Origin of the sequence: Ensifer sp. NM-2, from assembly GCF_003024455.1 — a bacterium.
GTDB classification, from domain to species: domain Bacteria; phylum Pseudomonadota; class Alphaproteobacteria; order Rhizobiales; family Rhizobiaceae; genus Ensifer; species Ensifer canadensis.
In genome coordinates this window covers 18,924-31,235 of record NZ_PVZR01000034.1, presented here as the reverse complement: position 1 = coordinate 31,235, position 12,312 = coordinate 18,924, and the positions used below count along the sequence as shown (strand labels likewise).

Here is a 12,312-nt window from a genome sequence, read left to right as displayed (position 1 = left end):
AAATCACCGCCGCTGTTTTCCCACCCGGATCACGTTCCCGTTGTTGTTGCTGCACACTTTGCAGCGCATGCGTCGACCAAGAGCCACGATAGACTGCGTGGTGCCGAACCGGCGCGCCAAATCGTGCCGATCAAGGTGATGTTCTCGGCCGCAGCGTTTGCAATGGCAGAAAAGCTCATACCATTCCGGCAGGTTGGCGAAGGTGATTTCTTCCGGTCGTCCGGCTGGCTCCGCATTGCCAGCCGGTACAATCGGGAGGGCGGGGCCTCCGAAGGCATCGGGTCGCTGTATTTCAATTGGCAGCGATCATTGAAGTTGTTCTTGGTTTTCGAGCAGCCTTTGGCTTGAGCCAGCTTCTCTAGGAGGGACGGCATAGGAATGTCGCCTACACGTTCTAGCAGCGCTTTGGCGTCATATTGCTTCTTCACGCCGCAGGAGCATTCAACGCGAACCTTGGCGACAAGCTCGGAAAGCCACCAGGCACCGTTCTTAGGCATTGCCCTTCTTCCATTCCGGTCGATGTTCGTAGCAGAACCAGTTCGGGGTGGCCCTTCCGACAGCGAAGCCGAAACCGCCCCACTTCTTACAGCCAGGATGTTCGCATAGGTGGACATACGGGCCGCTGCTTGCGGCTTTTGCCGCGCCGGTTTCGTCGCTCATGCTGATGCCTTCTGAGATTATCTGTTCTACAAATGTTCTCATTGGCGCAGAGAGTCAACGACCAGATTTAGGGAGAGGCACTGGAGCTTCAGAGCCTACTTCCATCCGAACCTAAGTCGGGATAGTAGGTTAGAGTTGTGGGTCAGTTGGACAGGAGGCAGCGACTAACTGATGCGCTGCGCTCCGTAGGGGCACTATGGCGGAAGAAAGTATTACGGAAGAAGAGAAGGCTAGGATTGAAGCCCTATTTCAGAAGCCGATACCTTGGTACACCGATCCTCGGATTGTCAGATGGCTGGTGTTTGTAAGTGCTGCCATTGGTGCGCTTCTGAGCAATTTCTTCTAGCTGTCAGTTCTGTGCCCGCAGTCGTTCGGTGGGCAAGTGAAGCTAATGCGACTTGCGCGCGAGCAGCACGACGCCGGCGCCAAGCTCGAACATCTCAGCATTCGAATTCATCGCAAGGAAATAGTTGTCCGCCAGTTCCATCAGCGCCGTCGCCACTTCCTCGCGTGACCAGCCGGCAGCGTGGGCTCGATCGGCTAGCGACTGGAATTCAGCCTCGATCGCCTCCTGGCAATGGAGACTACGGTCGGGATGGCATTTCGGATGCTTCGGCGCAGGTATTTTCGGCATGGCGTCTCCTCCTGCAGAAGATGTTGGGGCGGCAACTACTGTTCGCAAGGTCTTGCTAGTGAAATGGCGTCGCGATAATCCCGCGCCGGATCAACTCATGGAGTGCCGCTCTTGCGATATCCGCGACGTCGTCTGGCATTGGCACCTTGTCGAGTGCTGAATCGATCATCACAATGCAGATGTTCAAGAGTTCCTCGTCGCTGAACTCGGTGACTTGCTTCCTATCGTCCATGGCCATCTCCTCTTGATGAGACGGTAGGCGGAGGCGAAAAAACGTTCTAGATGCAAATGTGACAGGTAAGATTTCGCTACAAACGGCGGTCGGCGATCCGGCGGGCGAGAACAAAATCGAGTTACAGAGTCCCGAAATAAGTCCCCAAGTGGGTAGGTGGGGAGGCCGTAACCGCCTGCGCAACAAGGGCTGCACGAAATTAGCGCCCTCTCCTGGGGGGGCAAGGGGTCGTTGGTTCGGACTCCGCCGTTAGTAAATAGTTTTCGCCCCACGATTGATGCTCTTGAAGGTGCAACCCTCACTGTGTCACAGGTGCGGCATGGGGAACTCTGTCGAGGGTGCTGTGGGGGCGGATGAGTGAAAAGGCAAATACGCCAGGTCAATTGCGTGGCAAGGCGAAGATCGCATTTGGGATCTGGGCGCTAGCTGGTGCACTGCCTGTGTTGGCCAAGATGTTTGGCTATCAATTCTTGCCGTCGACGGAGTGGCTGAACCGCACATTCCTTGTGGGCATTGGTGCTGGTCTGATTTCTGCCGGCGGCGCAGTTTGGATCGTCTGCAGAAGGTTGGCCACGGCTCCGGACGGCGGCGAGGTCAGAAAGGCGGCTGCCGTGATGGGTGCTCCGTTCCTCGGCTATTTTTTCGGGAATCACGCTGTCGTCTTCACTGGTCCGATGATCATTGCATTGCTGGCCGGGAGCCAGGTCGAGCTTTCTTTCACCGTTGCCGATGCCAACCGGCACATTTCCAGTCGATGCCCGTCTTCGATCGAGCTGCAAAGTTTTCCAATCGTGTTCGAGCGCCTGTGTGGCGTTCCGGAGGAGGTTAGGCGCAATCTGGTCTCTGGCGGCCACATTATTGTCAGCGGCCGAGGTACCAGCTTGGGCGTTTATGCTGACAGGCTCCGCGCAGATAAATAGACGATTGCGCTGCGGCTACGACCGCAGGCTAGGCAAAAAAATGCCCCCTTCTTAGTTCGCAGGGCACCGAGAACCGAACAAGAACACTTTACGGGATTTTTCCGGGACTATTCGGGCTGTTCTCGTGAGTCTAGTGCCAAAATGTTCCGGTTTCGGGTGTTTAGCACAATTCGCCGATTCGCGAAAAATCATTTAAATTCAAGGAGGTAGGTGGCGACCCCTGCAGGATTCGAACCTGCGACAACCTGCTTAGAAGGCAGGTGCTCTATCCAACTGAGCTAAGGGGCCGTTCCGGGCAGGGCCCGTCGAAAACGGCAGGACCTCAATGGGTCCAGGGCTGCATCCGGCTGAAACGGAAATTGTCCGGGTAGGACACAGTCTTGCGCGTCGCCTCTTTCGGCGCGATCACGCGGTATTCGATGCCGTTGCGTTCAGCGTAGGCGATTGCCTGTTCCGCACTTTCGAAAGTCAGTCGCAGTTGCTGCAACGTGTCGCCGGAGCTGGTGTAGCCCATGATCGGATCGATGGTGCGCGGCTTTTCCTGATCGAACTCCAGCAACCACAGATTCGTCTTGGCTTTACCAGACTGCATGGCGGTCTTTGCTGGACGATAGATCTTTGCGGACATTGTCTCGAACGGCTCCGTTATTTCGCTGGTGGAGCATTTTGCGGCCCCAACATGCGTCTTCCCATAGCGCAGAATGATTTAAAACGGAATGACTTTCAGACGGATAAATCTGGCTTTTCGTCCGTATTTTGTCAGTGCAAGGTGAGTGGTCGATTTACCATGAGGTGGCAATGGCATCACCGCATCCTGCGATCCGGGGCACAAAATGCCCGATATGCCCACATATTGGCGGCAACCAACATCGAGGGCAACTAATAACATAAGATTTTCAAGGGATTTCGTTGGTCGGAGTGGAGAGATTCGAACTCCCGACCCTCTGGTCCCAAACCAGATGCGCTACCAGGCTGCGCTACACTCCGTGCCAACGGCGCCGGAGATACACGCTTCACCCACGCCCTGCAACATGAAATTTCACGTTGACCGACACGGGAGGCCAAATGTGATGCGATGAGAGGGCGCCTTGGCGGCCAATATGCCGGAATTTCAGGCTCTGGTGCCGATTTCTCATTTTCATTTAGTACTCCCTAAACTCCATGCGATAGAGGCGCAGCGACAAACAAACACGCCGAGCCGGATCGATGACCGCCCAACTTGACCTCGCAACTGTGCTGCTGCTTCACAAATCGTCGTTTCTGGTCGGTGCGTTGTGTTTTCTTTATCTCCGGTGGCAGTCACCCCGGAACGAGGGGCTCGGCATTCTGGCAGCCGGGTTTCTTTTTCTCGCTCTGGCCTCGACGCTCTCAGGGTATGGCGAGCAGAAGCTGCTACCCGCTATTCTATGGACGCTTTCCAGTTTTACACTTGGTCTTGGCGGCTACGCCCTGTTCTGGATCGGTTTGCGCCGGCTGAGCGGCCAAAGGCGCCACCGGGCGGATTGGTTGGCGCTTGCCATTCCTTTGACCGGCGCGATTGCCGGCCTGATCACGCACTTCCACGTCATCAATTCTATACGCGCAAGTGCATTCAATACCGGTGCCTTCCTGTTTCTCGCCGCGTCCGCCTTTGCAGTCGTCGCAGATCGGAAAAGCGAGCCGCTGCCGGTCAGGACCATCTTCGCGGCTTCACTCGCAATCGGCGCCACGCTCTGCCTTGCCGTCGTGGTTGGCCTGCTCAAGCCGGATATCCTGCCGATCACCACGACCTACGCCTTCTTCCTGCTGATCATCAGCCACTTCGCCATTGCGCTCTTTGCACTGGTGCTGGTCAAGGAGCGGGCGGAGGCGGCATTGCGGCGAACGGCCGACACGGACATGCTGACCGGTGTGGGAAACCGTCGGTGGTTCCTGTCGCAACTGCCGCGTTTCGGCTGGAAGGGCGACGCCCTTGCAGTCATGGATCTCGATTTCTTCAAACGCATCAATGATCGCTACGGCCATCAGGCGGGCGACCAGGTGCTGATCGCCTTTGCCGAACTGGTGCGGGCAAACCTGCGCGCGACCGATTGTTTCGCAAGGCTCGGCGGCGAGGAGTTCGGGCTCTACCTTCCGATAACGAACGAGGTGCAGGCGCGAGCGATCGTCGAGCGGTTGCGGCTTGCCACCGAACAATTGCACATCCATTGCGACGGCCAGCGCATTGCCGTCAGTGTCAGCATCGGGTTTGTCGTCGGACAGGATGCGAAAAGCAGCTGGGAAGAGCTCTTCAGTATGGCAGATGCCGCACTCTATCAGGCCAAGGATGCTGGCCGTAACTGCATAGTCGCCTATGCCCCGCCACCGGCTTCGTTCGCAATTGGCATACCAATCGCACGGACAGGTTGAGTTTGACGCGAGGCAGTCGATGATCCGGCTGTCCGCCCTTGCGCGTCGCTATTTCGGGAGCCGGCACATCGCTGGCCTTTTGTCTCCTTAAGAACCTTGGATAAAAAAACGGGCCGGTCGGATCTAGGTCCGGCCGGCCCGTTCCGGCAATATCGCGGAAAGGGGAACGTCTCTGCGCGGGGCTGCAGCACCGCGCGAAGGGAGATCGATTGCCACCTGATAATGCCTGAATGCGGTCCGCCCAATTGACATTTTACGCCAGAAATTTGACATTTCTCGCATGTCTGGCACTGAGAAAATACAATCTATGATCGATGTCGTGGTGGTCGTGCTGCCGGAATCGTCGATCATGTCGCTGGCCTCCGTGCTGGATCCGATGCGCGCTGCCAACCGCGTCTCGGGCCGCCAGGTCTTTCGTTGGCGGTTGCTTTCGGCCGACGGTGAGCCGGTCATCCTGACATGCGGTATACCGATCGCGGTCGACGGCACGTTCTCGCTGCCGCTTGAAGGCGATGTCCTGCTGGCGATCGGTGGCTTCAATCTCGATCGGCATGTCGGGCGCCGGTTCATCGCCACGCTTCAGGAATGCGCCCGCCATTTTGGCATCGTGGCCGGCATCGAATCGGGCTGCTGGCTGCTCGGCCGCAGCGGTCTGCTCAACGGCCGCAAGGCAACCGCCCACTGGGAGGAGCTGGAGGATTTCAGCCAGGCATTTCCAGCATTGACGGTGCTGGGGGATCGGTTCGTCACCGATGGAAAGTTCTGGACCTCCGGTGGTGCGTCACCGACCTTCGACATGATGCTGCACCTCATCACCCAGCGCCTCGGCTCGGCGCTGGCGCTCGATGTCGCCAGCATCTTCGTCTACGACCAGACCCACAGCGCGACGGACATCCAGCCCGTGGTGTCTCTCGGGCGGATCGAGACCCGCGATCCCGGTTTGGCTGAGGCGATCCGCCTGATGGAGCGAACGCTCGAACGGCCGCTGACGGTGTCGGCGCTTGCACGCCGGCTGTCCATTTCGCAGCGGAAGCTGGAACTGCTGTTTACAAAGGGATTATCGACCAGCCCCGGCGCCTATTACCTGCGCCTGCGCCTGCAGGTGGCGCATCGACTGGTGCGCGATTCGGGCAGCCCGATCCGCGAGATCGCGCTGCGCTGTGGCTTCGACAGCCTGTCGGCTTTTTCCCGCGCCTATAGCCGCGAATATGGGACGAGCCCGCTGAAGATGCGTAGCAGGCACCGCGGCGCGGGTGCGACGTCGGAAGGTGGCGAGGGGATCTGAAGGTTGTGAGCGCACCGAACCTTTGCCAGCCATTATTATGTTTGGCGGTCGCGCTATCGGACGCCTGGGCTGCTGCTATTGGCAGCGTGCTTCGAAGCGGCGGCCATAGCGATCCCGATAGATACAATAGCCGTCACGCTCCCGGGAACGACCAATCAGGTTGCCCATAATGCCGCCGGCCACAGCGCCGATAGCCGCGCCGCCCCAGCTGTCGCTCACCACGCCTCCGATGATTGCGCCGGTTCCTGCACCGATTGCAGTCCCTCGCTCTGTCTGAGTGCAGGACGCGAGGGTACCAATCATTCCAACCGCAATGACAAGCTTTCTCATGCTTTCATCCCTTTGCTCGATATCAACCCGGGGCCTGGTGCACGTCTTTGCATCCACGGCGTGAGGTTCAGCATCTACGCAATGCTTGCAATTGTCGATAGTGCCGATTCTCAAAGGCGGCCGGCGCGCTGCTTGGCCTCTCATCCGCGCGGCCGCTGGGAAAGCTCCAACTACGCCGGCAAGAAAGTTGCATTTCTGACCAATGCACCGATCCCGCCTGTCGGCGGACGTACAGCCAGTTCAGAAGATCCACGAGGTTGTCGACTTTCCTGCCCGCTACCGAATGCCAATGGCTGGCACGGTCACCACCTGCGTCTGTACAAGCAGCGCCGGCCGGTACGGTGACCTGTGTTTCTGGCGAAGCATTCCCATATCTTAGCAACGCGGAAGGCAAGGGCGTTCCAGTTAGGGCACGGCGATTTTGAGGGATTTCGATGTACGGTGGCGACTCACTAAGGAGCAGCGATCAAGTGATTTTTAGCTAAGCGCTTGAATTTAAGTGGTGAGCGCGCAGGGATTCGAACCCTGGACCTACTGATTAAAAGTCAGTTGCTCTACCGGCTGAGCTACGCGCTCCCTGGCCGCGGCGGTGAAGCCCGGCGGAAGTGGGCGGACATATGCACTTGAGCTTCCCGCCGGTCAACCCAAAAATTACGGCTTTCGTGAAGAAATGGTGCATGGCGCAATGATCGCCAAAAGGTGATTGGTATCGTCACGGTCATGCGGCTAAGGAATGGCCCAAATACCGCATGCCGGAGTTCTTGCCGTTGTCGATTGCCGATATTTCGATCTGGACCGCCATTCTCGCTGGCGCTCTGTCCTTTCTTTCGCCCTGTGTTCTGCCGCTTGTCCCGCCCTATCTCTGCTATATGGCCGGGGTGTCGGTCGACCAGTTCCGCAGCGGCGAGGTGGTTTCTGCCCGCAGCACCCGGCGCGCCGTTCTGCCGGCGGCGCTTCTGTTTACGCTCGGCTTTGCGACCGTGTTCGTGTCGCTCGGTGCCGGCGCATCCTCGATCGGCCTGCTGTTGCGCCAGCACATGGATCTCCTGTCGCGTATCGGCGGCGTGGTGATCATCATCATGGGCCTGCATTTCCTTGGCGTGTTCAAGATCGGCCTGCTTGCCCGCGAGGCGCGGTTTCAAGGCGGCGGCAAGCCGGCGACGCTGTCGGGCGCCTATATCATGGGCCTTGCCTTCGCCTTTGGCTGGACGCCGTGTATTGGTCCGGTGCTCGGCACGATTCTCGGCGTTGCAGCTGCGCGCGATACGGTCACGGACGGCGCCATGCTTCTGGCCGTCTATTCGCTCGGGCTTGCGATCCCGTTCTGGATCGCCGCCGGTTTTTCCGGTGCGTTCATGCGCTTTCTCCTGCGGTTCCGTCGCCATCTCGGTCTCGTCGAAAAGCTGATGGGCGCGCTTCTGGTGCTGGCCGGCCTTGCCTTCCTCTTCGGCTTCATCAGCTCCGTCGCCATCTGGTTCCAGCAGACCTTCCCGATTCTGATGAAAATCGGCTAGGTCATCAGCGGGTCAATGGACGGGGTTGGCCCTAGCCAAGTGCGCCTCAACCTATTGGAATCGATCGGGTTGATGATATTGGGTTGAACAGGCCCGATTGCGTGAGGGGCGTGTGCATCGTGCCCAACGCGTGGGTACCGCGACAGCGACCGGGTTATGAGCGGGGATTACGTGCCCGCTCAATGTGTCGCATGAGCATGGTCGGGGAGAGGCATGACGGAAATTGCTGGCCTGGTATTGCCGTTCTTCGGGTTGATCTTTCTCGGCTATCTCACCGCCCGCTTCGTCGAGCATCCAGGCGAAGCGATGGGGTGGCTGAACACCTTCATCATCTATCTCGCCTTGCCGGCGCTGTTCTTCAAGCTGGTGTCGCGAACGCCGATCGAGCAACTGACACGAGCAGATTTTATCCTGACGAGCGTCGGTGCGACCTATGTGGTCTTTTCGCTGATCTTCATCATCGGGCTCTACGTCCGGCGCAATACCGTTGGCGAAGCGACGATCCAGGGTTTTGCCGCGGCCTATGGCAATATCGGCTATATGGGGCCGGGCCTCGCCTTGCTGGCGCTGGGTGACGCGGCGGCGGTGCCGGTCGCACTGATTTTCTGCTTCGAGAATGCGGCGCACTTTACCGTGGCGCCGGCGATGATGGCGCTTTCCGGTGGGCGAAAGGAAAAGCCTGCGGTTCTGGCCCTTGGCATCGCCCGCAAGATCATCCTGCATCCGTTCATTCTGTCGACCCTTGCCGGCGTCATCGCGGCGTTTTTCGCGGTCCAGCCTCCGCTGCCGGCGCAGCGGTTGATCGACTATCTGGCGCAGGCCGCCGCTCCTTGCGCGTTGTTTGCGATGGGTGTGACGCTGGCGCTCCGGCCGATCAAACGCATCCCGGTCGAGATCGGCTATATCGTGCCGGCCAAGCTTATCCTGCATCCGGTGCTGGTGTTCACGGCGCTCGGCCTGACGGGCAACTATGATCCGGTGTGGGTGCAGACGGCCGTGCTGCTGGCGGCGCTGCCGACAGCGACCAATGTCTTTGTCATCGGCCACCAATATGGCGTCTGGCAGGAGCGGGCCTCTGCGACGATCCTGATCACGACGCTGCTTTCGGTCGCAACCGTGACCGGGCTGCTCTATCTGATCCGCTCAGGCGCTCTTCCGGCCGATCTTTTCCCGTAAGCTGTCCTTCAACGCGTGAAACGCGCTGCCGGGGTGCACGCCTTCGCGCATCAGCAGGCTGCGCAGCGGTCCGGCAGCCGAGAGGATGTGCAGGCCGACGGCGCGCAGCGCCTGAACCGGCAGGAAACTCGACAGCAGCGATCGGTTCAACAGATCGACGCTCGCCGTGCGGCTAACGATATCGAGGCGGCGCCGACTGTCGAACCGGTCGCCGATGTCGCCCGCGAGATTGTCGTCCGTCTTTGCGCCGATCAGATCGACCAGCGTCATCGCGTCGCGAAGGCTCAAGTTGAGACCCTGGGCGCCGATTGGCGGAAAGGCGTGCGCCGCTTCGCCGACGAGCGCGACCCGGCCCTTGCCGAAGCGATGAGCGCTCATGCCCGACAGCGGGAAGGACTGTGGGCTGCCTTCGACCGTGACCTTGCCGAGGATCGACTGCATCCGGTCTTCGACGGCGCGCGAGAGTGCGGCGAGATCGAGCGCCAGCGTGGCTGCGGCATCGTCGGGCTTGCGCACCCAGACGAGGCTCGAGCGGTTGCCGGGCAGGGGCACCTGGGTGAAGGGCCCGCTCTCGGTGTGAAACTCCGTCGAGGTGTCCTGGTGGGAAAGCTCGTGCGAAAAGTTGAGGACGACGGCCGTCTGCGGATAGGACCAGGTGCTGACCGAAATCTTGGCGGCTTCCCGCACCGGCGACCGACGGCCGTCGGCACCGACGACCAGATCGGCGGTGATGTCGCGCCCGTCATCGAGCGAGATCCGCACCTTGTCGCCGGAGAGGTCGAAATCGGACGCTGACATCGTCATGCGATCGAGCGTCTCCGTCTCGGATGCCCGCTCCCGCAGAATGTCGAGGAAGGGGGCGTTCGGAATGTTGTAGCCGAAGGCCGCAAGGCCGACTTCCGACGCGCGGAAGTTCACTGTCGGCGCGCGCAGCAGGCGGTTTGTCCCATCCAGAATGCGCATCGTTGATAGCGGCGCCGTCAGCGGCTGCACCTTCTCCCAGAGGTTCAATTTCTTCAGATAGTCGATCGACTGGTCCATCAACGCGGTCGTCCGTCCGTCTGATGATGCCGGTTCCGGTCCGATCAGCGCGACGCGGTAGCCGCTCTCCGCGAGAGCGATCGCTGCCAGAGAACCCGCGAGGCCAGCGCCGACGACGGCGATGTCGTAATGATCCATGATGGAAAGAACCCTTTCGCTCGCGCCATCAAGCGCCTGCTGCTTTCATCTCATCTTACTTCTAGTCTTGGGCAGAGGCGAAATAAATGGGTTGAATCAGCGCAGAAGCAATTTGAAAGTGTCCACAGAACAATCTTCGCCGGACAAAGGCGTGCTTGAATTTTGCTGGCGATGCGTTGCAAAGGGTGCATATTACGCGCAATGCGCCGCCACAGCGGTTGAGGCAGAGAGTAAAACTCTGTCTGGGGAAATGCAGAAGGGGATAGGCGGCGTCCGCAGATGAAGTTTTTCAACTACAAACGAGTCCCCTACGCCGAGATCCGCGCCTTCTCCGTGCACATATTGACCGCCTCCGGGTCATTCCTCGCTTTTCTTGGCGTCGTCGCCGCGGCCGAACACCGCTTCGTCGATATGTTCTGGTGGCTCGGCCTGGCCTTGCTGGTGGATGGCATCGATGGTCCGATCGCCCGCAAGGTGCGGGTCAAGGAAGTGCTTCCCAATTGGTCGGGCGACACGCTCGACAACGTCATCGACTATGTGACTTACGTGCTCCTGCCGGCGTTTGCGCTCTACCAGAGCGGCATGATCGGCGAGCCATGGTCCTTCGTTGCGGCCGGCGCCATCGTTGTCTCAAGCGCGATCTACTATGCCGACATGGGCATGAAGACCGACGAATACTTTTTCTCGGGCTTTCCCGTCGTCTGGAACATGGTCGTCTTTACGCTGTTCGTCATCCAGGCGAGCGAGCTGACCGCCTCGATCGTCGTCTTCGTATCGGTAGTGTTGACCTTCCTGCCGATCAACTTCCTGCATCCGGTGCGCGTCCAGCGGTTAAGACCGCTCAACCTCGGTGTCTTTTTCCTCTGGTCGGCGCTCAGCATGTACGCCCTGCTTCTGCATTTCGTGACACCGGCCTGGGTGGTGACCGGTGTTCTTGCAACAGGCATCTATCTCTACGTGATTGGTTTCGTCCTGCAGATCCTCCCCAAGCTCGGCCGGACCTAGGAGCTCTTCGATGGCACAGGCAATTGTCGTACGCGAACTCGGTGGACCTGAAGTCCTGAAGCTGGAGGGCGTTACGCTCTCGCCGCCGGGGCCGGGTGAGGTGCAGATCCGCCAGGTGGCTGTCGGGTTGAATTTCATCGACGTCTATTTCCGCACCGGGCTCTACAAGTCCGCCTCGGGCCTGCCCTTTGTCCCGGGCAAGGAAGGTGCGGGGATCGTGACGGCTGTCGGTGATGGCGTCAGCCTCTTCGGTGTTGGCGACCGGGTGGCCTACGCCTCGTCGGATGGCGCCTATGCCAGCGAGCGAAACGTCGAAGCCTCGCAACTGGTCAAGGTGCCGGACGGCATCTCGCTTGAGACGGCGGCGGCGATGATGCTGAAAGGTATGACCGCGCAATATCTGCTCAATCAGACATTCCAGGTTGGGCCTGAAACGACGCTGCTCTTCCATGCTGCTGCCGGCGGCGTCGGCTTGATTGCCGGCCAATGGGCAAAGGCTCTGGGTGCAACCGTCATTGGTACGGCCGGATCGCAGGACAAGATCGATCTGGCGCTTGCCCATGGCTATGACCACGTCATCAACTACCGCACGGACGATTTCGTTGCCCGGGTCAAGGAACTGACCGACGGCAAGGGTGTTGATGTCGTTTATGATTCGGTCGGCAAGGACACCTATCCGGCCTCGCTCGATTGCCTGAAATCGCGCGGCCTCTGGGTGAGCTTCGGCAATTCGTCCGGTCCTGTCGATGCCTTCAGCATCGGCATTCTGGCACAGAAGGGTTCGCTGTTTGCGACGCGTCCGACACTCTTCGGGTATGTGCAGACGCGGCCTGCGCTTGAAGCGTGTGCAAATTCCCTCTTTGATATTGTGCAAAGCAACAAAGTGCGTATCAATATCAATCAGACTTATCCGCTTGCCGACGCCGGTCGCGCGCATACGGATCTTGAGACAAGAAAAACGAGTGGAACAACACTGCTGATTCCTTGAT

At 59.4% G+C, this 12,312-nt stretch carries 14 protein-coding genes and 3 tRNA genes; 7 read left to right on the top strand and 10 right to left on the bottom strand.

Annotated features, from left to right (window positions below):
• Positions 1–29 precede the first annotated feature (29 nt).
• The 4 genes from C6558_RS36055 to C6558_RS40140 all read right to left on the bottom strand — a co-directional run bounded on the left by C6558_RS36055 (position 30) and on the right by C6558_RS40140 (position 1,526).
• Positions 30–497, bottom strand: coding sequence for a hypothetical protein (locus C6558_RS36055; RefSeq protein WP_245449307.1), 468 nt, complete (start codon positions 495–497; stop codon positions 30–32).
• A complete protein-coding gene (locus C6558_RS40460) occupies positions 490–660 on the bottom strand; it encodes a hypothetical protein (RefSeq protein ID WP_199197113.1) in 171 nt (56 codons plus the stop codon). Before C6558_RS40460 ends, C6558_RS36055 begins: the two co-directional genes overlap by 8 nt.
• Positions 661–1,048: 388 nt before the next feature.
• A complete protein-coding gene (locus tag C6558_RS36050; protein WP_107028562.1) occupies positions 1,049–1,294 on the bottom strand; it encodes a hypothetical protein in 246 nt (81 codons plus the stop codon).
• A gap of 55 nt (positions 1,295–1,349) precedes the next feature.
• Positions 1,350–1,526: a hypothetical protein gene (locus C6558_RS40140; RefSeq protein WP_158269000.1), complete on the bottom strand. Its 177-nt coding sequence runs from the start codon at positions 1,524–1,526 to the stop codon at positions 1,350–1,352.
• Positions 1,527–1,879: 353 nt separating this feature from the next.
• On the opposite strand from C6558_RS40140, the gene C6558_RS36045 reads away from it, so the two are divergent.
• Complete coding sequence (locus C6558_RS36045; RefSeq protein WP_146160954.1) at positions 1,880–2,446, top strand: hypothetical protein; 567 nt, start codon at positions 1,880–1,882, stop codon at positions 2,444–2,446.
• A 211-nt stretch (positions 2,447–2,657) separates the two neighbouring features.
• Here the strand turns inward: C6558_RS36045 and C6558_RS36040 are convergent.
• The 3 genes from C6558_RS36040 to C6558_RS36030 form a co-directional block, all read right to left on the bottom strand.
• Positions 2,658–2,734 (bottom strand) — tRNA-Arg (locus tag C6558_RS36040).
• Between the two features lie 34 nt (positions 2,735–2,768).
• Entirely contained in the window at positions 2,769–3,074 is a 306-nt protein-coding gene (locus C6558_RS36035; protein ID WP_025426983.1) for an ETC complex I subunit, read from the bottom strand.
• A gap of 282 nt (positions 3,075–3,356) precedes the next feature.
• Positions 3,357–3,433, bottom strand: a tRNA-Pro gene (locus tag C6558_RS36030).
• A gap of 219 nt (positions 3,434–3,652) precedes the next feature.
• Here C6558_RS36030 and C6558_RS36025 point away from each other — a divergent pair.
• Positions 3,653–4,834, top strand: a complete 1,182-nt coding sequence (locus tag C6558_RS36025) for a GGDEF domain-containing protein (protein ID WP_084815145.1) — start codon at positions 3,653–3,655, stop codon at positions 4,832–4,834.
• Positions 4,835–5,114: 280 nt separating this feature from the next.
• Positions 5,115–6,119 (top strand): GlxA family transcriptional regulator, encoded by a 1,005-nt coding sequence (locus C6558_RS36020; protein WP_025426984.1) that lies wholly within the window; start codon positions 5,115–5,117, stop codon positions 6,117–6,119.
• 75 nt (positions 6,120–6,194) lie between these two features.
• Here C6558_RS36020 and C6558_RS36015 read toward each other — a convergent pair whose 3' ends face one another.
• Both C6558_RS36015 and C6558_RS36010 read right to left on the bottom strand, forming a co-directional pair.
• Positions 6,195–6,449: a YMGG-like glycine zipper-containing protein gene (locus C6558_RS36015; RefSeq protein ID WP_025426985.1), complete on the bottom strand. Its 255-nt coding sequence runs from the start codon at positions 6,447–6,449 to the stop codon at positions 6,195–6,197.
• A gap of 500 nt (positions 6,450–6,949) precedes the next feature.
• Positions 6,950–7,025: transfer RNA gene (locus C6558_RS36010), tRNA-Lys, on the bottom strand.
• Between the two features lie 191 nt (positions 7,026–7,216).
• Here C6558_RS36010 and C6558_RS36005 point away from each other — a divergent pair.
• Positions 7,217–7,963: a cytochrome c biogenesis CcdA family protein gene (locus C6558_RS36005; RefSeq protein ID WP_025426986.1), complete on the top strand. Its 747-nt coding sequence runs from the start codon at positions 7,217–7,219 to the stop codon at positions 7,961–7,963.
• A 213-nt stretch (positions 7,964–8,176) separates the two neighbouring features.
• Entirely contained in the window at positions 8,177–9,139 is a 963-nt protein-coding gene (locus C6558_RS36000) for an AEC family transporter (RefSeq protein ID WP_025426987.1), read from the top strand.
• On the opposite strand, the gene C6558_RS35995 is transcribed toward C6558_RS36000, so the two are convergent.
• Complete coding sequence (locus C6558_RS35995) at positions 9,107–10,318, bottom strand: UbiH/UbiF family hydroxylase (protein ID WP_025426988.1); 1,212 nt, start codon at positions 10,316–10,318, stop codon at positions 9,107–9,109. The two genes, C6558_RS36000 and C6558_RS35995, sit on opposite strands and share 33 nt — an antisense overlap.
• Positions 10,319–10,597: 279 nt before the next feature.
• On the opposite strand from C6558_RS35995, the gene pcsA reads away from it, so the two are divergent.
• Both pcsA and C6558_RS35985 read left to right on the top strand, forming a co-directional pair.
• Complete coding sequence (gene pcsA, locus C6558_RS35990; protein WP_025426989.1) at positions 10,598–11,323, top strand: phosphatidylcholine synthase; 726 nt, start codon at positions 10,598–10,600, stop codon at positions 11,321–11,323.
• A 10-nt stretch (positions 11,324–11,333) separates the two neighbouring features.
• Positions 11,334–12,311, top strand: a complete 978-nt coding sequence (locus C6558_RS35985; protein WP_025426990.1) for a quinone oxidoreductase — start codon at positions 11,334–11,336, stop codon at positions 12,309–12,311.
• The last annotated feature ends 1 nt before the right edge of the window (position 12,312 follow it).

What these genes read in the sequence shown, in the direction of transcription:
- C6558_RS36055 (WP_245449307.1), bottom strand. Translation starts at nt 497, where the DNA reads ATGCCTAAGAACGGTGCCTGGTGGCTTTCCGAGCTTGTCGCCAAGGTT.
- C6558_RS40460 (WP_199197113.1), bottom strand. Translation starts at nt 660, where the DNA reads ATGAGCGACGAAACCGGCGCGGCAAAAGCCGCAAGCAGCGGCCCGTAT.
- C6558_RS36050 (WP_107028562.1), bottom strand. Translation starts at nt 1,294, where the DNA reads ATGCCGAAAATACCTGCGCCGAAGCATCCGAAATGCCATCCCGACCGT.
- C6558_RS40140 (WP_158269000.1), bottom strand. Translation starts at nt 1,526, where the DNA reads ATGGACGATAGGAAGCAAGTCACCGAGTTCAGCGACGAGGAACTCTTG.
- C6558_RS36045 (WP_146160954.1), top strand. Translation starts at nt 1,880, where the DNA reads ATGAGTGAAAAGGCAAATACGCCAGGTCAATTGCGTGGCAAGGCGAAG.
- C6558_RS36035 (WP_025426983.1), bottom strand. Translation starts at nt 3,074, where the DNA reads ATGTCCGCAAAGATCTATCGTCCAGCAAAGACCGCCATGCAGTCTGGT.
- C6558_RS36025 (WP_084815145.1), top strand. Translation starts at nt 3,653, where the DNA reads ATGACCGCCCAACTTGACCTCGCAACTGTGCTGCTGCTTCACAAATCG.
- C6558_RS36020 (WP_025426984.1), top strand. Translation starts at nt 5,115, where the DNA reads ATGTCTGGCACTGAGAAAATACAATCTATGATCGATGTCGTGGTGGTC.
- C6558_RS36015 (WP_025426985.1), bottom strand. Translation starts at nt 6,449, where the DNA reads ATGAGAAAGCTTGTCATTGCGGTTGGAATGATTGGTACCCTCGCGTCC.
- C6558_RS36000 (WP_025426987.1), top strand. Translation starts at nt 8,177, where the DNA reads ATGACGGAAATTGCTGGCCTGGTATTGCCGTTCTTCGGGTTGATCTTT.
- C6558_RS35995 (WP_025426988.1), bottom strand. Translation starts at nt 10,318, where the DNA reads ATGGATCATTACGACATCGCCGTCGTCGGCGCTGGCCTCGCGGGTTCT.
- pcsA (WP_025426989.1), top strand. Translation starts at nt 10,598, where the DNA reads ATGAAGTTTTTCAACTACAAACGAGTCCCCTACGCCGAGATCCGCGCC.
- C6558_RS35985 (WP_025426990.1), top strand. Translation starts at nt 11,334, where the DNA reads ATGGCACAGGCAATTGTCGTACGCGAACTCGGTGGACCTGAAGTCCTG.